The organism is Actinomadura chibensis NBRC 106107 (assembly GCF_001552135.1).
GTDB lineage: Bacteria > Actinomycetota > Actinomycetes > Streptosporangiales > Streptosporangiaceae > Spirillospora > Spirillospora chibensis.
In genome coordinates this window covers 1-17,916 of record NZ_BCQP01000034.1, presented here as the reverse complement: position 1 = coordinate 17,916, position 17,916 = coordinate 1, and the positions used below count along the sequence as shown (strand labels likewise).

The following is a 17,916-nucleotide window of genomic DNA, read 5'->3' as shown; positions in this document are numbered from 1 at the left end:
GGCGGGCCGCCGATGCCGGACGCGGTGCCGGTCGCGCCGGACACGACGCCCGCGGCGGCGAGCGTCCGGCGGTTGCGCGGCACCTCCCGCGACCAGGCCGTGACGGCGAGCGCGGCGAGGACGACGCCGCCGATCACGATGCCGAGCGCGCGCTGCGGGACGGCCGCGACCAGCAGCACGCCGAGCGGCGTCCCGACGAGGCGTCCGCCGAACGCCCAGCCGAGGCCGCGCAGGTCGGCGTGCCCGACCTCCCGCGCGAGCGTCGCGACAGGGAGGGCGAGCGCGACGACCAGGATCGAGCCCGGCATCAGCGACGGGAACAGCATCGTGACGATCGGCGTGGCGACCAGGCCGACGCCGAGGCCGACGCTGCCCTGGACGATCGACCCGATCAGCGCCGCCAGACCGCCGACGACGAGGAAGTCGATTTCCGGCACGACGTGGAACGCTACATGCCACGCTTTCCCGACTCATCCCAATATCGGCGGCCCCGGAGTCAGGCGGACGCCTCGGTGAGGCGGTCGAGCTGGTCGGCGGTCAGCGTCGTGCGGAAGGCGTCGACGAGCGGCGGGAGCTGGTCCAGCGTGCGGGCGCTGGCGATGGGCGCGACGACGGTCGGCTGCGCGGCGACCCAGGCCAGCGCGACGGTCGCGACCGCCTTGCCCTGCTCCTCGGCGACGATGTCGAGCGCGGCGAGCACCTTCTGGCCGCGCTCGCTGTCCAGGTACCGCGCGGCCCGGCCGGACCGGGCGCTGTCGACGGTCGTCCCCGGACGGTACTTGCCGGTGAGGAACCCGGACGCCAGCCCGTAGTACGGCATCGCGACGAGCCCGTGCCGTTCGGCGATGTCGCGGCGCGGCCCCTCGTAGGTGTCGCGGGACACCAGGTTGTACTGCGGCTGGATCACCACGTAGCGCGCGGTGCCCTCGCGCTCGCTGAACTCCAGCGACGCCTCCAGCCGGTCCAGGTCGATGTTGGACACCCCGATCTGCCGGATCTTCCCGGCGGTGACCAGCTCGTCCAGCGTCGTCATGATCTCCTCGACCGGGACGGACGGGTCGTCGAAGTGCGTGAAGTACAGGTCGATGCGGTCGGTGCGGAGGCGGCGCAGCGAGTCGTCCACGGCCGCGCGCAGCACCGGCGCGGACAGGCCCATGTGCTCCGGGTGGCGTCCGCCCTTGGTCGCGATGACGACGTCGTCGCGGTTGCCGCGCGCCGCCGTCCAGTCGCCGATGATCGTCTCCGACTCGCCGCCCCGGTTGCCCTCGATCCAGGCCGAGTAGGAGTCGGCGGTGTCGAGGAGGTTGCCGCCCGCCGCGGCGTAGGCGTCCAGGATGCGGAACGAGGCGTCCCGGTCGGCGGTCCAGCCGAACACGTTGCCGCCGAGCGCCAGCGGGGACACGTCCAGGTCACCGATCTTCTGCAGGTCCGTCATGCCCTCATCCAATCGTGGCTCGGGTCTGCCTTTCCCGCCGACCCGTGGAACATTCCTGGCAAAATGGACGGCATGGTCACCGCCTGTCTCGCGTTCGCCGGGGTGGCCGCGCTGCTCACCGTCACCCCCGGCGTGGACACGATGCTCGTGCTCCGCACGACCGTGACCGGCGGGCGGCGCACCGGCCACCTCGCCGCGGCGGGCGTCGTCACCGGGCTGGTGTGCTGGGCGATGGCGAGCGCGGCGGGGCTGACGGCGGTGCTGGCCGCGTCCCGGATCGCGTTCGACGTGCTGCGCGTCGCGGGCGCCTGCTACCTGCTGTGGCTCGGCGGCCAGGCGCTGTGGAACGCCCGCCGCAAGCGCGCCGCCGTCCAGGACGACGCGGACGAGCCCCGCCTGTCCGGCCTCACCGCCTTCCGCACCGGCCTCACCACGAACCTGCTGAACCCGAAGGTCGGCGTGTTCTACCTGAGCCTGCTGCCGCAGTTCATCCCGCACGGCTCCCCGGTGTTCTGGACAAGCATGCTGTTCGTCGCCATCCACGCGGCGGAGGCGCTGCTGTGGCTCGCGGTCATCGTGGGCGTGGCGCGGGCGGCGCGGCGGGCGCTGTCCCGGCCGTCCGTCAAGCGGCGGCTCCAGCAGGTCACGGGCCTCGCCTTCATCGGCTTCGGCATCCGCCTCGCGGTCGAACGCTAGACCGCGGCCGACGCGCCGACGCTTCACACGTTGAGGGCGGCCATCAGCTCGTCGCGTCCGGCCGCGCCGGTCTTGCGGAAGATCGCCTTCAGGTGGTCGTTGACCGTGTGGACGGACAGGTCGAACGCGCGGGCGATCTGCTTCGGCGCGTCGCCGCGCTGCAGTCGCTGGATGACCTGGCGTTCGCGGACGGTGATCCCGTACCAGTCGCAGTACGACGGGAGCAGCAGCGCCCCGGTCGCGCGCTGGATGACGACCGCGACCTCTCCCTCGTCCTCGCCGCCGCCGAGCGGCTGCGCCTCGATCGCCGTCCACCATCCGGCGCCGACGGACGGGACGCACAGCCGCGGCGCCCGCGGCCCCTCGCGCGCCGCGACCGCGAGGGACGCGAACGAGGACTCGGTCAGCCAGTCCGGCACCGCGAGCCGCACCGCCATCGCGTCCAGCCAGGTGCGCGCCTGCGGCGTCGTCGCGCGGATCCGGTCGTCGGCGCCGATGACGAGCATGCCCGGCGCCGGTCCGGGGTCGGCGGGCGCACCGGGGCCCGCCGTCACGTAGCCGCGCAGCGCGGCGATCAGCGCGGGCGCGAGCGCGGTGAGCCGCGCCGCGTCGGCGTCGTCGAACCGGCGCCGCACGTCGGCGGCCCGCAGCAGGCAGAGCACGCCCCACACGCCGCGCGCGTCGCGCAGCACGAGACGCAGTTCCGTGCCGATCGGCTCCCGGCCGAGCAGCGGGTCGCGGGGGCGGAGCCCGAGATCGGCCACCGCGGGCCGCGCTCGGTCCCGCACGTCGGTCGTCACGCCGTCCACGGTGAGCAGCGCGCGGCCGAGGTCGGGCTCGTACCCGTGCCAGAACGCCAGCGAGGTGACGCCCCAGCCGGTCGCCGGGTTCATCACCCCGCACCGCAGCGCGTCGTGGGCCACGACCGGCGCGACCACGCGGGACAGCTCGGCCCCGATCCGCTCCAGCCCGGCGCCGGGGAGCAGCGCCTCGCACAGGCTCCGACGAAGCCGATCACCGACCGTCACCATGTCCACCAGTGTGGCCGGGCCGGGCCGCCCGCACCATGGGAAACGGGCCGCTCCGTGCGGAGCGGCCCGTCGCCGTGCCGCTACTTGCCGATCAGGTTGCGCAGGACGTACTGGAGGATGCCGCCGTTGCGGTAGTAGTCGGCCTCGCCCGGCGTGTCGATGCGGACGATCGCCGTGAACTCCTTGCCGTCGGCCTTGACGGTGACCTCGTCGGGGACGCCGCCCTCGTTCAGCGCCGTGACGCCCGTGATGTCGAACGTCTCGGTGCCGGTGAGGCCGAGCGACTCGGCGGACTCGCCGTCCTTGAACTGGAGCGGCAGCACGCCGAGCCCGATCAGGTTGGACCGGTGGATGCGCTCGTACGACTGCGCGATGACGGCGCGGACGCCGAGCAGCGCCGTCCCCTTGGCCGCCCAGTCGCGCGACGACCCCGAGCCGTACTCCTTGCCCGCGATCACGACGAGCGGCGTGCCCTGCGCGGCGTAGTTCTGCGCGGCGTCGTAGATGAACGCCTGGGGCGCGCCGTCCTGGGTGAAGTCGCGGGTGTAGCCGCCCTCGACGTCGTCCAGGAGCTGGTTGCGGAGCCGGATGTTGGCGAACGTCCCGCGGATCATGACCTCGTGGTTGCCGCGCCGCGAGCCGTAGGAGTTGAAGTCCTTGACGGCGACGCCGTTGTCCTGGAGGTACTGCGCGGCGGGCGTCCCGACCTTGATGGACCCGGCGGGCGAGATGTGGTCGGTGGTGACCGAGTCGCCGAGCTTCGCGAGGACGCGGGCGCCGTGGATGTCGCCGACCGGCTCGGGCTCAGCGGTCATGCCGTCGAAGTACGGGGCCTTGCGCACGTAGGTGGACGCGGCGTCCCACTCGAACAGGTCGCCGGACGGGATGTCGAGGCCGGCCCAGCGCTGGTCGCCCTTGAAGACGTCGGCGTAGCTCTGCGCGAACATCTCCTGCCCGATGGACGACTCGACGATCGCGGCGACCTCCTCCGGCGCGGGCCAGATGTCGCGCAGGTAGACCGGGCCGTCCGTGCCCTCGGCGATGGGGTCGTTGAGGATGTCGATGTCCATCGTCCCGGCCAGGGCGTAGGCGATGACCAGCGGCGGGGACGCGAGGTAGTTCATCTTCACGTCCGGGCTGATCCGGCCCTCGAAGTTGCGGTTGCCGGACAGGACCGCCGTGACGGCGAGGTCGTTGTCGTTGACGGCCTTGGAGATCTCCGGCTGCAGTGGGCCGGTGTTGCCGATGCAGGTCGTGCAGCCGTACCCGACCAGGTTGAAGCCGATCTTGTCGAGGTACGGGGCGAGGCCGGAGCGCTCGTAGTAGTCGGTGACGACCTGCGACCCGGGCGCGAGCGACGTCTTCACCCACGGCTTGCGGTTCAGGCCCTTCTCCACCGCGTTCTTCGCCAGCAGCGCCGCGCCGATCATCACGTACGGGTTGGACGTGTTCGTGCAGGACGTGATGGCCGCGACGGCGACGTGGCCGTGGTCGAGTTCGAAGGTCGTCCCGTCGTCCAGCGTGACCGGGACCCGGTTGTGCGGCCGGAACGAGCCGTTCGGGTCGACGTGGCGGGGCTTGTCGCCGTTGGTGTCGTGGCTGATCGCCGGGGAGTCGGAGGCGGGGAAGGACTCGTTGGACGCCTCGTCCGCCGCGCCCCGGACGCTGGCGACGTAGTTCTGCACGTCCCGCCGCCAGGTCTGCTTGGCGTCGGCGAGGGAGATGCGGTCCTGCGGGCGCTTCGGCCCGGCAAGCGACGGTACGACGGTCGCGAGGTCGAGCTCCAGGTACTCGGAGAACTCGGGCTCCACGGAGGGGTCGAGCCAGAGGCCCTGCGCCTTCGCGTACGCCTCGACGAGCGCGATCTGCTCCTCGCCGCGTCCGGTCAGGCGGAGGTAGTTCAGCGTCTCGTCGTCGATCGGGAAGATGGCGCAGGTGGAGCCAAATTCGGGGCTCATGTTGCCGATCGTGGCGCGGTTCGCCAGCGGCAGCGCGTGCACGCCCTCGCCGTAGAACTCGACGAACTTGCCGACGACGCCGTGCTCGCGCAGCATCTCGGTGATGGTGAGGACGAGGTCGGTCGCGGTCGTCCCGGCCGGGAGCTCGCCGGTCAGCTTGAAGCCGACCACGCGCGGGATGAGCATCGAGATCGGCTGGCCGAGCATCGCGGCCTCGGCCTCGATGCCGCCGACGCCCCAGCCGAGGACGCCGATGCCGTTCTCCATCGTCGTGTGCGAGTCGGTGCCGACGCAGGTGTCGGGGTAGGCGACGCCGTCGCGGTCGAACACCACGCGGGCGAGGTGCTCGATGTTCACCTGGTGGACGATCCCGGTGCCGGGCGGGACGACCTTGAACTCGTCGAACGCCGTCTGCCCCCAGCGCAGGAACTGGTAGCGCTCCCGGTTGCGCTCGTACTCGCGCTGGACGTTGCGCTCGAACGCGTCCGGCGAGCCGAAGTAGTCGACGATGACGGAGTGGTCGATCACCATCTCGGCGGGCGCCAACGGGTTGATCTTGCTGGCGTCGCCGCCCAGGTCGCGGACGGCCTCGCGCATCGTCGCCAGGTCGACCACGCAGGGCACGCCGGTGAAGTCCTGCATGATGACGCGGGCCGGGGTGAACTGGATCTCCTTGCTGGGCTGGGCCTGCGAGTCCCACTGGCCGAGCGCGCGGATGTGCTCGGCGGTGACGTTCGCGCCGTCCTCGGTGCGCAGCAGGTTCTCCAGCAGCACCTTCAGGCTGTACGGGAGACGGGCCGAGCCCTCGACGGCGTCCAGCCGGTAGATGTCGTACGACCTGTCGCCAACCTGCAGCTTGTCAAGGCTGCCGAAGCTGTTCGCGGACACGGACTCCTCCTCCGTCAGCACCGCGCGTCTGACGGGAGCGCGCGGCGTTCATCTCGATCTTCGATATGCCCGCCCCTTCGGCCTGCGCTCACCGCGCGGCGAGGCGGGTCCTCGCCTACCTTGATCCTGCCTTAGTCGGGGACGCGCCACGGCACCAGGGCCGCCTAACTTCGGCAGCTTTTCTCTTGATGTCAAGCTACCTCGAATTTATCTCGATATCAAGCTACTTGCGCTCCCGCAGCACCCCCGCCGCCCGCCGCGCGGCCGTGGGATCGGCGACGGCGAGCCGTTCGAGGAGCCCGTCCAGGTCACCGGCCGAGACACGCCGGGACGCACTCCAACCTTCCCGCTCTCTAGCGATCGTCCAGCCGGGAAACAGATGCCTGAGCAGCAGCAGCGCGACGGCCTCGTCCTTCACGCGCGCGACCGGCACCGCAGGAAGCCGTCGACGACCTCCGCGGCCTCGCCGCCACAGAGGCACAGGAGCCCGCTCCGTCCGCGCGCGGCCTCATGAAGGCCCCACGCGCCACCGGGCAGCGCCAGCACGCACAACGTCACCGCCATCTCCCCGCCGTAAACGCGCAACAACGGCAGCCGCACCTGCACGATCTCCGGCTCGTACGTCCGTACGCACCGCCACCCGCGCCGCTCCAGCGCGAGGGCAAGCGTCTCCAGGTGTCCCACCGCCGTGTCGCGCTCCCAGGCCGTCCGCCAATCCAGGTACCGGACGCGGACCTTCCTGCGCACCCCGGTCAGCGAAGCTTGGCCCACGTGACCTTCCCTCCCTCATTGAGCGACCGGACACCCCATTCGTGGACGAGCTCCGCCATCAGCCGCAGCCCCCGTCCCGAGGTCTTGTCGAGGTCTTCCTCCTGAACGACCGGCCGCCCTTCCCCGCCGTCCCACACCTCCACGACGGGACGACGGTCGCGCTCATCCCGGAACACCCGCACGACGATCGGCCCGTCCCCGTGCAACCAAGCGTTGGTGACCAACTCACTGACCACCACCCGCCCGAGATAGTCGTCCGCGATCCCCCACTCCAAGAACCGCGCCGCCAAGAACCCCCGCGCCAACCCCGGCGCCCGATCTGTTGGGTCGAGGAGTAGTGGGACTTCCGGGGCGAGCGCGGCAAAGGACATCTGGACACGACCTTCTCGTGGAGATTTCTCGAAGCGTCTCCCCAGCGTGAAGCCCGAGAGTTACTTTCGGTGAGTGATTCGCCACGCCTCGGTGAGAGTGTGAAGCCGCTCCGAGGTTCCTTGAAGTCGTTGAAGTTCTTGAAGTCCGACAAATCACGGAGGTCCCCCGATGGTCGACCCCTACAGCCCTCAGGCCATCTGGGGTCGCGAGTTGCGGCATCGCCGCACCAAGGCCGGACTGACCCAGGCCGAACTCGCCGAGCGGATCAAGTTCTCCGAGTCGCTGATCTCTGGTGCCGAGACCGGACAGGTCCTGGCGTCCGTCTCGTTCGCCAAGGCGTGCGACCGTGAATTCGAGACGGACGGGGCATTTCTCCGCGCCCTCGATTTCAAGAAGGCACAGCGGTACCCCAGCGGGTTCGCCGAGTACCTGGAGGTGGAGAAGAAGACCAGCATGATCCGCTGGTACGAGGGCATGTGCGTTCCCGGCCTTCTCCAGACACCCGACTATGCGCGCGAACTCCTCCTCGCCGGACGCCCCGGCGACACCGCTGAGGAGATCGAGGCACTCGTCACCACACGGATGGAGCGCAAGACCTTCCTCGGCGACCCGGACGCACCGACGCTTTGGACCGTGGTGGACGAGTCCGTCCTACGGCGTCCCGTCGGAAGTGACAAGATCATGCAGGACGAGCTCGGCCACCTCCTGGAAGCCGCCACCCACCCCAAGATCGCAATTCAAGTGCTCCCGTTCGACACCGGAGCCCATGCCGGTCTCACCTGTTCCTTCATCCTGCTGACTCTCGCCGACGGGATGACCGTGGCATACGCTGAAGACCTGACAGGCGGCCGGTTCGTAGAGCGGCCGGAGGATCTGAGCCACTGGGTCGCGTGCTATGAGTCGATCAAGTCGTCAGCGCTACCGGTAAAGCAGTCCGCGGAACTCATCCGCCGCATCATGGGAGAAGAGCATGGGTACAAGTGAGACGGCCTGGCGAAAATCGTCGCGAAGCTCTGGCAATGGCGGCGCCTGCGTCGAACTCGCCCGCCTCCCCCAATCTATCGCCATCCGCGACAGCAAGAACCCGGACGGCCCAAGGCTGCTTCTAGGGCGCGATGCCTTCACCGCCCTGATCGCGACTCTGAAGCGCTAATAGCCTCCACAAGCAGGGACTCAGTCGACGCATGCCGGGCTCTCGAACGACCTTCCTCCTGCACCCGACGCCCAGAACGGCGGGAAACGATGAACATCGAAGCTGTCACGTGGCGAAAATCATCCCGCAGCGGCGGTAACGGCGGAGAGTGCGTCGAGCTCGCGTCGGCCTCCGGAATCATCGTCATCCGCGACAGCAAGGACGCAGAGGGTCCCGTACTGACCATGGGTCGGGACGAGTTCGCGGCCCTGCTGGCAGGACTGCGGCGACACTGACCACGGAGTGCGGGGGTCCGGGTAGGGACGCTCGGGACAGGTCCGTCCAGTCGGCTGGATGGACCTGAAACCGAAGGACGGCAGGCATGTGGGAGTCATTACTGACGGACTATGAGCGGCTTGCGGCGATCAAGTCCGCACACCAGGGTGGGCGTCAGTTCGAAGAATTACTGGAGCGGATGTCCCGGCAGGCGATCTTCACCCGCTCGGACCGCCTCCGCCGGACGTCACGTCAGGGAATGCAGATCCAGATCGTTTCCTCAGAGGGGACGCATCTGGGGAACACGCATCCTTTCACGATCGCCACGCTCGAAGACATGCAACAGGTGGCCTACGTCGAGACGCTGGCGCGCGGGTTCACGATGGCCGAGCCAACCGACCCAGTAGGCTTCGGCAGGGCACTACGGCAGGTTCAAGGGCTTGCGCTCCCGGTGGCGCAGTCTTGGACGAGATTCACGGGAAGGCGGCGACGTGGAAACAGACAAGATCGTCTGGCGAAAGGCGAACCGCTCGACCTCGACAGGAGGCGAGTGCGTAGAACTGGCCACGCTCTCCAACGGACTAACCGCCATTAGGGACTCCAAGAACCCCAGCGGCCCCAAGCTACTCCTAGAACGCAACGAGTTCGCAGCCCTTGTGACGGCTCTCAAGCGCTAATACCTCCAAACAAAGAGACCGAGCGTTCAACCTCCTGGTTGACGTTGCCCGTCAACCGCTCGGCTGACCTCATAGGTGTAACAGTGGACGTTGACGATTTTGTCTGGCGCAAGTCATCCCGCAGTGCCTCCAACGGCGGAGAGTGCGTCGAACTCGCCCGCCTGCCACAGGTCATCGCCATCCGCGACAGCAAGAACCCGGACGGCCCCAAGATCCTTCTAGGACGCGACCAATTCGCAGCTCTAGTGACAACCCTCAAGCACTGACACTCCCCGGCAACAAGAGCCATCTACGTACCCCTGTGAGCGCCCAGGGACAAGACAGAGCCCCACGCCTCGATTCGAATCATGCCCACCAGCGTCTCCGCGGGGGCTGATCAGTCGCTGTTTGGCGGAAAGCGAGCCGCAGTACAGCGCAAGGTGGTGACTGCGTCGAAGTCGCTCGCCCTTCCGGGTTCATCGGCGTTCGTGACAGCAAGGCCCCAGACGGCCCCAGGCTGCATATCACCCCTGACGCCTTCCGTGCACTGGTAACAGATCTGAAGCGCTAGCCCCCGCCAGCCCTGGACCGTCCTGGTCCGGGGCTTCTTTTAATGAGCAGAGGGGATGCTGGCGCCCTTCGTGCGGCTCCTGGGGAGCGACCGACTCGCGGCTCTGCTGGCAGTCCTCAAGCGCTGGTGCTCCCCCCACATCATGCGGGGGTTGGTGTATTGCGGGTGTATTGGAAAATGCATATGCCGGTGCAACGGGCTTTCGTCTTCGGTGTTGGTGCGGGCCGCAGGGGTCCGGGCCGGGCGTGCCTCGGTTTCGGGAAGCGCGAGAAGGACGAGAGCGTGGTTGGTGACCGAGGATGGGATCGGCGTTCGGTGCTCCGGGGCGCCGCCGTGGTGGCCGGGGCCGCCGCGACCGGGCCGCTGCTGGGCGGGACGGGCACGGCGCGGGCCGAAGGCGGTGACGCGGACGCGCTGTTCAGGGCCGGGGAGTTCGAGCAGGCGGGCCGCGCCTATGAAGAGATATTGAAGAGCGACCCCGAGAATGTGCACGCGGCACGGCAGCGCGGCTACGTGGGGCTGCTGAGCAACAGGTTTCCCGAGGCGGAGAAGTACCTCTCGATGGCCCTCGGATCGGCGCCCGACGACAAGGAGGCCCACCACCTGCTGGCCGACTGCTACACGAGGCAGGACAAGCTCTCCCTCGCCGCGCCTCATTGGCAGGCGGCCGGTGAGGAGGTCAGCGCCAAATGGGCGGCGGCGGTGAAGGGGACGCCGTACCAGGTCCACGGTGACGTCGCGCGGCTGCCGTGGTCGGAAATGGATCCCTTTCCAATCCTGGAGGGATCGGTCAACGGCGGGCCGCCGAAGCGGTTCACGTTCTACACCCGCGTCCCGTGGCTGGGCATCTCCGCGAAAGTGGCCAAGGAGGCCGGGCTGAGCGCGGTCGCCAGCCAGAAGATCGAGTACGCGGGCCACACCCTCTGGATGTACTTCGGAGTGCTCGGCTCCTTCAGGCTGGGCGGCATCGAACTGCGCAACGTCCCCGTGCAGTGGTCGGAGTCGGACGAAGAGACGCCCGGTCAGGACAATGACGGCATCATCGGCACGTGGATCCTGTACCACTTCCTGACCACCGTCGATTACGCGGGCCGGGCGCTGATCCTGCGCCGCCGGACGCCTGCAGCGGCCAGGAAGGTGCGCGCCGACGCCGCTCGTGCGGGTGCCGCGCCCCTTCCGCTGTGGTTGGCGCGTGAGCACCTGCTGCACAGCAGGGGCAGCGTCGCCGACTCCGGGCCCCGGGTGATCGCACTTGACCTCGGCGGAACCGGCGAGCAGGTCGCGGGCATCTCCGCGGAGACGGCCGAACGGCTGCGGATCCGCACCGACTACGACCGTCCGCTGGAGGCGTTCGCCGGGGGCCAGCCGGTCGTCAGCTACCCCTGCTACCCGAAGGAGGTCCGCCTCGGCGGCGCCGTCGCCAGGCACGCCTACTGCTACACAGACAAGGGCGGCGGCGCGGGCGGCCTCCGGCTCGCGGACGCGGAGAACGCCGCCCCCGGCGACTACGGCTTCGACGTCCTCGCCCATTTCGCCCACAGCTTCTACAAGCCGTTCAACATCACCCTCGACTTCACCGACATGAACGTCTACATCGCCCGAGGCAAGGCCACCTGATCGTCTGGGCCTGAACCGCCCCGGTGGGGGCCGGGGCGGGTCAGGTTCGGCGGGTCGTTTCCTGGTACTGGGCTCGGGTCAGGCCGATCTGCCAGGCGGCGGCTTCGATCGGGTCGCGGATCCAGCCGGGGACGAGTTCGCCGAACTCGCGGCGGGTGCCGTCGCGTTCCAGCGTTCCGTTGGTCATCAGCAGCAGGTGCAGGTGGTCGTCGTACAGCTCTTCGACGCACCAGAGGCTGAGGACCTGGCCGGGGTTGCCCGGGTCCGGCGTCTCCCGGCCGACCCGCGGCCAGCCCGACTCGGTGACCACGCGGCGCCAGCCGGCGCGGCCCGCCAGGATCTCCACGGCGCAGCGGCGCTGCTCGGAGTTGCGCAGCGACACCGCGCGGGCGATCGGGACGTCGCCCTCGACGATCTCGCGCGGCACGAGGACGCCGTGCCAGGCCCACAGGCACCAGCCGTCCGGGTACCGCACCGCCGGTCCGCTCGGATGGTGGAGCCTCCCTTCGGCGTCGTGGTGCAGTTCGGTCGGACGTTCGGTGAGGATCACGCTGTCGCGCATCGGCCACCACGCCCCGGCCGACCGTCCGACCTGGAGCAGGCCGCGGCCGTGCCGGTCCGGTTCCCAGACGCCGCACCGTTCGAGGTAGGCGAGCTGGGCCAGTTGCCGCAGCATCCGCGGACGGGGGGCGCCCAGCCGGGGCAGGGCGCCCACTTCGGGGAACCGCTCCGCGTCCTGCCAGGTCGCGGCGACCTGGTCGACGGCCGAGCCGACGGGTCTGTCGAGCCCCGGCTCGACCGCGGCGGCCACCTCGCGGCCGAGCCGGGACAGCGGGCCGCTCCAGCGCGGGTCGCGTTCCAGGCCGCCGAGGCCGGACGGCAGCGGGTCCAGCATGATCAGGTCGGTTTCCGGCTCGCCGCCCGGCACCAGGCCGGCGACGGCGTCGGCGGACGCCTCCGGCAGCGTCCGCCACGCCCGCCTGGTGACGAGCGAACGGCGGCCCGCGCGGATGTCCGCGCCGATGCTGCCCGCCATCGGCGAGCCCAGCCAGACCACGTGCTCCGGCGGCCGCCGGCCCGCGCCGAGGTAGACGTCGCGGACGCCCGCCTCGGCCGCCGCCCGGTCCGCCGGGCCCGTGGCGAGGCCGTGCGCGACCCATTCGTCCCGCAGCAGCGGGAGCAGTTCCTGCTGCGCCGCGGTCGGCGGCTCGTGGGCGGGGCGCTGGGCGGCCATCGTCAGTCCGCGACGAAACGGACGGACGCGAACTGCTCACGCTCCGCCTGCTCACGCTCCGCCTGCTCGCGAGCGGCCTGGGCGCGGGCCGCCTGCTTGCGGGCCAGCTTGCGGGCCTGCTCGCGCTTGCGGCGGGTCTCGGGGGTGAGCACGCGCGGCGCCATCTCGCGCTTGCGGCGCAGCACGTACCGGCCGGGGGCGATCCCGGTGTTCCCGTGCTCCGGGTGGTCGAGCCACGCGGTCGCGCCCTCGCCGACCTCCAGCGACCCGAGGGTGATGTCGCCCGCCGCGCCCTCGTGGACGTCGTACCGGACGTCACCGGAGGCGAGCAGGAGGTGCGTGTGCCCGCCCGCCTCGCCCCGGACCACGGCGACACCGGCCGCCGGGACCTGGGTCGCCGGACGCCCGAGGCCCTCCGCCGCCAGCGCGGCGGGGATCACCGAAACGTCGCCCTGATGCTGCAGTCCGGCGATCGTGGGAATGTCGAGTTCGGCGGCCAGATGAGCCAGGTCGGCGCCATTCGACCGCACGTTGCTGAGAAGTTTCACCATCGCCTCCCGCGAAGTGATTTCGCTCCGAATTTAGCGCCGCCCGCCGATCCGGGAAACTGATTTTCGAGTTGCCCGGGCCGATTGCGGAACACGCCGAATTCGCGTTGCCCGGGACGGTGAAAGTGCCCCCGCGCGACGGCGCGCGGCGCCCGCACGGCGGCGGCGGGCCGGTTGTGGACAGGCGGTCTGACCGGCCTGGCCGGTGATGAGGTGATTCAGGGTATTGATCATGAAATGTCGGGATAGCTAGCGTGCGGGCATGATGATCAAGAGGAGGACTTTGCTCAAGGGGATGGCGGCGGCTCCGGCCGTGCTCGCCCTCGGGAGCGCGTTGGACGGGACGGGGGCGCTCGCCGGTCCGTCCCCCCGGACGTCCCTGCTCGACGTCACCTACCCGCCCAAGGACGACTTCGGGCTCATCTTCATGGACAAGCCCCTGGACCGCGACATCAAGTGGGCCGACCTCATCAAGGCGCTGAAGCGGACGCTCCCGAGCCGCAGCGTCGACCAGGTCCTCGACTCCGCCAACCGGCACGGCACCGACGGCGGGCTCCCCGACAGTCCGCCCCGCGCCGACCACTGGTTCTGGCAGGACGGCGACCGCAACGACGACAACTGGGTCCCGCAGGGGCTGACGACCAGCGCCGACTACCACCAGGACGGCAAGTACAACGGGAGGGAGGTCCAGCTCGCGTCCTGGTACAGCAGGCACGCGACGAACAAGGGGGTGCGGGTCAGCTTCGTGGACATGACCGACCCGTCCAAGCCCGCCTACCGCCATGTCCTGCTGGTGGAGCCGACCGGCAGCGTGCTCACGCCCGACTTCAAGGCGATCAAGATCCACGCCGGCGGCATCATGTGGTACGGCGACCTGCTGTACGTCGCGGACACCTACAACGGCCTGCGCGTGTTCGACATGAAGGATCTGCTGGCGGTCACCTCCACCGGCGACCAGGACAAGATCGGACGGCAGCCCGACGGAACGTACCAGGCGCACAACTACGCCTTCGTGCTGCCGCAATCGGCCGGGTACAACTCCATCGTGCACGACCAGCCGGAGGTGCAGTACTCCTGGATCTCGCTCGACCGGACGTCGACCCCCGACAGCGTCGTCATCGGCGAGTTCATGGAGGAGCCGGACCGGGCGAGCCGCCTCTTCAAGTGGGACATCGACGCCACGACCCGCAGGCTCAAGGAGACCTCGGGCGTCGCCGAGCCGTCGTTCGCCGCGGTGGTCGACATCGACCGGATGCAGGGCGGGACGTGCATCAAGGGCAAGTTCTACCTGGTCCGCAGCAACACCAACAACGCGCCCGGCGACCTGCTGACCTGGAAGCCGGGGAGCTACGTCCAGTACCCGATCACGTTGCCTCCCTATCCGGAGGACGTCTCCTACGACGTCAACAAGGACTGGCTCTGGTGCCACACCGAGACGAATGACGCGCGGCAGGTGTTCGCGCTGAAGGTGTCCCAGATCCCGTAGGGCCCGGGGACGCTCCCGTCGGCACGCCGCGCCGGCGGGAGCGCTCCAGGCGCCGATGAGTTTCGGCGTCCCGGCCGGTCTCCACCCGGGAGGGACGAGGAAAGGGACGCGAAATGGCGAAGCAGCACACGCTCGACAAGAAGTTCAGGGCGACCTTGCGCAAGAGCCCCGCCAAGGGCGGCTGGACCTATGTGATCTGGCCCGAGTCGGCGGAGTTCTTCCAGACGCGGGGCCTCGTCAAGGTCAAGGGGACGATCGACGGCCACCCGTTCCAGGGGTCGTTCATGGCGCTCGGCGACGGCAACCACAAACTGGCCGTGAAGGCGGAGATCCGCAAGGCCCTCGGAAAGGACGAGGGCGACGACGTGACCGTCCACCTGACCGAGCGCCTGGGGTAAGGCCGCTTGACCTTGACACGGTGACAAGGGCTTCACTGTGCCGAGGAGGTGGTCCGATGAACGGGCGGGACGTGGGGCGGGCTCTCCGGGCGCTGGAGAGCGACGACCCGCAGGTGCGGCTGAAGGCGGCGATGGCGGTCGGCACGAGCCCGGACGCGGGGTTCGTCGGCAAGCTGATCGAGAGGTCGGAGGTCGAGCCCGAGTTCTTCGTGCGCGAGATGCTCACGTGGGCGCTCACCCGCCATCCGCCGTCGCTGACGCTGCCGGGGCTCATCGACGAACTGGCCTCGGAGAGCGCGCAGGCGCGGAGCCAGGCGCTGCACACGCTGTCCAAGATCGGGGACCGGCGGGCCTGGCCCGCGATCACCCGGGCGCTGCTGACCGACGCCGACGACGAGGTGGCGCGCGCCGCGTGGCGGGCGGCGGTCGCGCTCGTGCCCGCGGGCGCGGAACCCGAGCTGGCCAGGGTGCTGGCGACGCAGCTCGGCCGTGGCGGGCGCGAGACGCGGCTCAGCCTCAGCCGGGCGCTGATCGCGCTCGGCGAGCCGATCCCGCCGATCCTGAGCGCGGCGGCGCGGGACCCCGACCCGGCCGTGCGCCGGCACGCGATTGCGACGGAGCGTCTGTGGCATGACCCCGATGCCGGGTTCGAGACGGCGGTCGAGGAGGCCAAGCGCGTCGTGGCGCTCGGCACGGCGGGACGGGAGGGCGGATGAGGCGGTGCTGATCGGTGAGGTGGCGCGGCGGTCCGGGGTCAGCGCCCGCATGCTCAGGCACTACGAGTCGCTCGGCCTGGTGCGGCCGACGGGACGCACCGAGGCGGGCTACCGGGAGTACTCCAGCGAGGACATCCGGCGCATCTTCCATATCGAGAGCCTGCGCTCGCTCGGCCTGTCGCTGCGCGAGGTCGGGTCCGCGCTGGACGATCCCGGCTTCGCCCCTGCGGCGCTCGTCGACGACCTCGTCCGCCGGACGCGGGACCGCATCGCGAGGGAGACGGAGCTGCTCACCCGGCTCCAGCGGATCGGCGCCGCCGAGCCCGCCGACTGGGCGGACGTCCTGCAGACCGTCGCGCTCCTCCACGCGCTGGGCTCGGAGAGCGCCGGGACGCGCCAGCGCGCAGCCCTGTCCGCCGCCGACGACGCCCCGCTGCCGGTGGACGCCCTGGTCGACGCGGTACTGAGCGAGACGGACCCGAACGTCGCCGGGGCCCTCAAGTGGGCGCTGGCCCGGTCGGGCGACGCCGGGCTGCCGCGGCTCGCGGAGGGCCTCGGCGCCCCGGAGGCGGGGGTGCGCGAGCGCGCCGTCCGGGCCGTCGCCGAGATCCCGGGCGACGCGGCTGCGGCGCTGCTGCGCGACGCCCTCGCGAGCCCCGACCTAGCGGTCCGCAGGCACGCGGCCCTGGCACTCGGCGCGCGCGGAGCCCTCGGCGGGGACGGGGCCGCCGACGCGGTGACGACGCTCATCGACATGGTCGTGGAGGAGGTGAACGACGTCGAGGCGGCGGACGCGCTGGGCGTCCTCGCCGGTGACCCAGCGCTGACCGACCGGGTCGCCGCCGGGCTCGTCGAGCGGCTCGGCGCCGCCGGACCGGCCGCGCGGCGGCGGCTGACCGAGGCGCTCGCGGACGTCCCCGGCAGCACCACGACGCGCGCCCTCGCCGAGCTGGCGCGCGACGACGACCGCGCCGTCGCGCTCACCGCCGCCTACATCCTCAGCAGACGCGAAGCCTGATCCGGCGCTCACCAGCGCTGGCGGGACTCCTCGGCCCAGCCGGTCAGGCCGTCGAGCGCGATCCAGGTCCCGTCGTCGGCCCGCGCGCGGCCGGTGAACTCGCCGAAGCACTGGTGCGTGTCGGTGCCCACGATGCCGAGTTCGGTGCGCGCGGCCCGGACGTGGAACGGGTGGAACTCCGCTTCGACGCGCGGCCCGGTGATCGTCCAGGGGCGGTGCCAGGCGGCGCGGTCATAGGTCCAGTCGAGCTCGTCGCTGATCTTGTGCAGGCGGCCGTCGACGAAGAGGGCGTTCTCCGTCGAGCCGGTGCCGTCCGTCCATGTGCCGCCGAGCTGGAGGGCCAGGCCGGGACGGCTGGCCGCCGCCCAGTTCCAGGTCATCCGGTAAGGCCATTTCCCGCGCCCGTGGTCGAGCACGGCGAACGCGCCCTCGCCGATCTCGTGCTCGCCGGACGGCAGCCGCAACCGGCCGTGAACAGGGCGCCCCACGTCCTTCACCGTGTACTGGAACCGCCGGGAACTCCACGGCACGACCACGCCGAGCGACTCGTGGCCGTCCGGCAGCGGGACGCGGACGTCGAGGTCCAGCACGCCGGGCGCGACGGCCCGCACCCACGAGCCGGACGGCCCCTGCCGCACCCCGACCGCCATCCCCCGGCCCCGCACCGACGCCTCGCCCGCGCCGCTGCGGTCGGGGAACACGGCGCCGCGGGCGAACGGCGCGACGGCGTCCTTCCCGGTCTCCTCGCCGGTCGCGCGGTCGAGCACGTAGACGCTCTGGACGGCCGCGTAGTCCAGCGACGACGCGACCAGCCCGACGATGTGCCGGGGCGTGACGATGCCCCAGTACTCCCAGCGCTTCGTCCGGCCCCAGCCGCGCAGGTTCGCGCGGTGCAGCGGGCGGCGCGTCCAGCCGACCGCGCCGGGGTTCAGCCGGCCGTCCGGCAGGCACAGGTCGACCGGGGCGGTGATCTCGGTCTCGCGCATCACCCGAGACTAACCGGCGGATGGCAGAGTGGGCCGCGTGATCGTTCCCCCTCCCGTCCTCGTCGCGAACGCGCTCGGCGCGTGGGGCGCGGACGGCCGCCGCTGGCTGGACGACCTGCCCCGGACC

21 protein-coding genes and 2 pseudogenes are annotated in these 17,916 nt (G+C 70.7%); 13 read left to right on the top strand and 10 right to left on the bottom strand.

The features are described from left to right. Both ACH01S_RS19875 and ACH01S_RS19870 read right to left on the bottom strand, forming a co-directional pair. A partial coding sequence (locus ACH01S_RS19875) for a sulfite exporter TauE/SafE family protein (protein WP_157406298.1) occupies positions 1 to 437 on the bottom strand: 437 nt, incomplete at its 3' end. A 59-nt stretch (positions 438 to 496) separates the two neighbouring features. Further along, positions 497 to 1,435, bottom strand: a complete 939-nt coding sequence (locus ACH01S_RS19870; RefSeq protein WP_067893364.1) for an aldo/keto reductase — start codon at positions 1,433 to 1,435, stop codon at positions 497 to 499. Between the two features lie 72 nt (positions 1,436 to 1,507). Between ACH01S_RS19870 and ACH01S_RS19865 the strand changes: the two genes are divergently transcribed. After that, positions 1,508 to 2,131, top strand: a complete 624-nt coding sequence (locus ACH01S_RS19865; protein WP_067893370.1) for a LysE family translocator — start codon at positions 1,508 to 1,510, stop codon at positions 2,129 to 2,131. A gap of 23 nt (positions 2,132 to 2,154) precedes the next feature. On the opposite strand, the gene ACH01S_RS19860 is transcribed toward ACH01S_RS19865, so the two are convergent. The 5 genes from ACH01S_RS19860 to ACH01S_RS19840 form a co-directional block, all read right to left on the bottom strand. Beyond that, complete coding sequence (locus ACH01S_RS19860; protein ID WP_067893362.1) at positions 2,155 to 3,162, bottom strand: helix-turn-helix transcriptional regulator; 1,008 nt, start codon at positions 3,160 to 3,162, stop codon at positions 2,155 to 2,157. Between the two features lie 80 nt (positions 3,163 to 3,242). Further along, positions 3,243 to 6,008: an aconitate hydratase AcnA gene (gene acnA, locus ACH01S_RS19855; RefSeq protein WP_067893368.1), complete on the bottom strand. Its 2,766-nt coding sequence runs from the start codon at positions 6,006 to 6,008 to the stop codon at positions 3,243 to 3,245. Between the two features lie 223 nt (positions 6,009 to 6,231). Then, positions 6,232 to 6,426: a hypothetical protein gene (locus tag ACH01S_RS19850; protein WP_148344611.1), complete on the bottom strand. Its 195-nt coding sequence runs from the start codon at positions 6,424 to 6,426 to the stop codon at positions 6,232 to 6,234. Next, positions 6,423 to 6,779 carry a hypothetical protein gene (locus tag ACH01S_RS19845; protein ID WP_067893358.1) on the bottom strand — a complete coding sequence of 119 codons (357 nt, stop codon included), beginning with the start codon at positions 6,777 to 6,779 and terminating at the stop codon, positions 6,423 to 6,425. Before ACH01S_RS19845 ends, ACH01S_RS19850 begins: the two co-directional genes overlap by 4 nt. Beyond that, positions 6,761 to 7,150 (bottom strand): ATP-binding protein, encoded by a 390-nt coding sequence (locus ACH01S_RS19840; RefSeq protein ID WP_067893356.1) that lies wholly within the window; start codon positions 7,148 to 7,150, stop codon positions 6,761 to 6,763. Before ACH01S_RS19840 ends, ACH01S_RS19845 begins: the two co-directional genes overlap by 19 nt. A 169-nt stretch (positions 7,151 to 7,319) precedes the next feature. Here ACH01S_RS19840 and ACH01S_RS19835 point away from each other — a divergent pair, with 169 nt between their 5' ends. The 8 genes and pseudogenes from ACH01S_RS19835 (at position 7,320) to ACH01S_RS19825 (ending at position 11,403) form a co-directional block, all read left to right on the top strand. Beyond that, positions 7,320 to 8,135 carry a helix-turn-helix domain-containing protein gene (locus ACH01S_RS19835; protein ID WP_067893354.1) on the top strand — a complete coding sequence of 272 codons (816 nt, stop codon included), beginning with the start codon at positions 7,320 to 7,322 and terminating at the stop codon, positions 8,133 to 8,135. After that, the gene (locus ACH01S_RS42430; RefSeq protein WP_083980895.1) at positions 8,122 to 8,304 is read left to right on the top strand and encodes a DUF397 domain-containing protein; all 183 of its coding nucleotides are present in this window, start codon (positions 8,122 to 8,124) and stop codon (positions 8,302 to 8,304) included. The genes ACH01S_RS19835 and ACH01S_RS42430 overlap by 14 nt, the downstream gene beginning before the upstream one ends. 89 nt (positions 8,305 to 8,393) lie before the next feature. Then, positions 8,394 to 8,579 (top strand): DUF397 domain-containing protein, encoded by a 186-nt coding sequence (locus ACH01S_RS42425; RefSeq protein WP_083980894.1) that lies wholly within the window; start codon positions 8,394 to 8,396, stop codon positions 8,577 to 8,579. 86 nt (positions 8,580 to 8,665) lie between these two features. Further along, a pseudogene (locus tag ACH01S_RS46820) lies at positions 8,666 to 9,016 on the top strand (Scr1 family TA system antitoxin-like transcriptional regulator); the annotation flags it as partial. A 34-nt stretch (positions 9,017 to 9,050) separates the two neighbouring features. Further along, on the top strand, positions 9,051 to 9,236 hold the full coding sequence (locus ACH01S_RS42420; RefSeq protein ID WP_083980893.1) for a DUF397 domain-containing protein: 186 nt from the start codon (positions 9,051 to 9,053) through the stop codon (positions 9,234 to 9,236). Between the two features lie 83 nt (positions 9,237 to 9,319). After that, entirely contained in the window at positions 9,320 to 9,502 is a 183-nt protein-coding gene (locus ACH01S_RS42415) for a DUF397 domain-containing protein (RefSeq protein WP_083980892.1), read from the top strand. A gap of 128 nt (positions 9,503 to 9,630) precedes the next feature. Beyond that, positions 9,631 to 9,786, top strand: a pseudogene (locus ACH01S_RS42410) (DUF397 domain-containing protein); the annotation flags it as partial. A 282-nt stretch (positions 9,787 to 10,068) separates the two neighbouring features. Then, a complete protein-coding gene (locus ACH01S_RS19825) occupies positions 10,069 to 11,403 on the top strand; it encodes a tetratricopeptide repeat protein (RefSeq protein ID WP_169809310.1) in 1,335 nt (444 codons plus the stop codon). A gap of 40 nt (positions 11,404 to 11,443) precedes the next feature. Here the strand turns inward: ACH01S_RS19825 and ACH01S_RS19820 are convergent, their stop codons facing one another. Together ACH01S_RS19820 and ACH01S_RS19815 are read right to left on the bottom strand one after the other, a co-directional pair. Next, positions 11,444 to 12,637: a DUF6745 domain-containing protein gene (locus ACH01S_RS19820; protein WP_067893342.1), complete on the bottom strand. Its 1,194-nt coding sequence runs from the start codon at positions 12,635 to 12,637 to the stop codon at positions 11,444 to 11,446. Positions 12,638 to 12,639: 2 nt separating this feature from the next. After that, positions 12,640 to 13,188, bottom strand: a complete 549-nt coding sequence (locus ACH01S_RS19815; RefSeq protein WP_067893340.1) for a DUF8820 family protein — start codon at positions 13,186 to 13,188, stop codon at positions 12,640 to 12,642. A 259-nt stretch (positions 13,189 to 13,447) separates the two neighbouring features. Here ACH01S_RS19815 and ACH01S_RS19810 point away from each other — a divergent pair, with 259 nt between their 5' ends. The 4 genes from ACH01S_RS19810 to ACH01S_RS19795 all read left to right on the top strand — a co-directional run bounded on the left by ACH01S_RS19810 (position 13,448) and on the right by ACH01S_RS19795 (position 16,803). Further along, positions 13,448 to 14,671, top strand: a complete 1,224-nt coding sequence (locus ACH01S_RS19810; protein ID WP_148344612.1) for a twin-arginine translocation signal domain-containing protein — start codon at positions 13,448 to 13,450, stop codon at positions 14,669 to 14,671. Positions 14,672 to 14,784: 113 nt separating this feature from the next. Next, positions 14,785 to 15,069, top strand: a complete 285-nt coding sequence (locus tag ACH01S_RS19805) for a DUF1905 domain-containing protein (RefSeq protein WP_067893336.1) — start codon at positions 14,785 to 14,787, stop codon at positions 15,067 to 15,069. Between the two features lie 56 nt (positions 15,070 to 15,125). Beyond that, entirely contained in the window at positions 15,126 to 15,785 is a 660-nt protein-coding gene (locus ACH01S_RS19800) for a HEAT repeat domain-containing protein (protein ID WP_067893334.1), read from the top strand. 4 nt (positions 15,786 to 15,789) lie between these two features. Continuing rightward, positions 15,790 to 16,803, top strand: coding sequence for a MerR family transcriptional regulator (locus tag ACH01S_RS19795; protein WP_174564899.1), 1,014 nt, complete (start codon positions 15,790 to 15,792; stop codon positions 16,801 to 16,803). An 8-nt stretch (positions 16,804 to 16,811) separates the two neighbouring features. Here ACH01S_RS19795 and ACH01S_RS19790 read toward each other — a convergent pair whose 3' ends face one another. Continuing rightward, the gene (locus tag ACH01S_RS19790; RefSeq protein ID WP_067893332.1) at positions 16,812 to 17,789 is read right to left on the bottom strand and encodes a DUF2804 domain-containing protein; all 978 of its coding nucleotides are present in this window, start codon (positions 17,787 to 17,789) and stop codon (positions 16,812 to 16,814) included. Between the last annotated feature and the right edge of the window lie 127 nt (positions 17,790 to 17,916).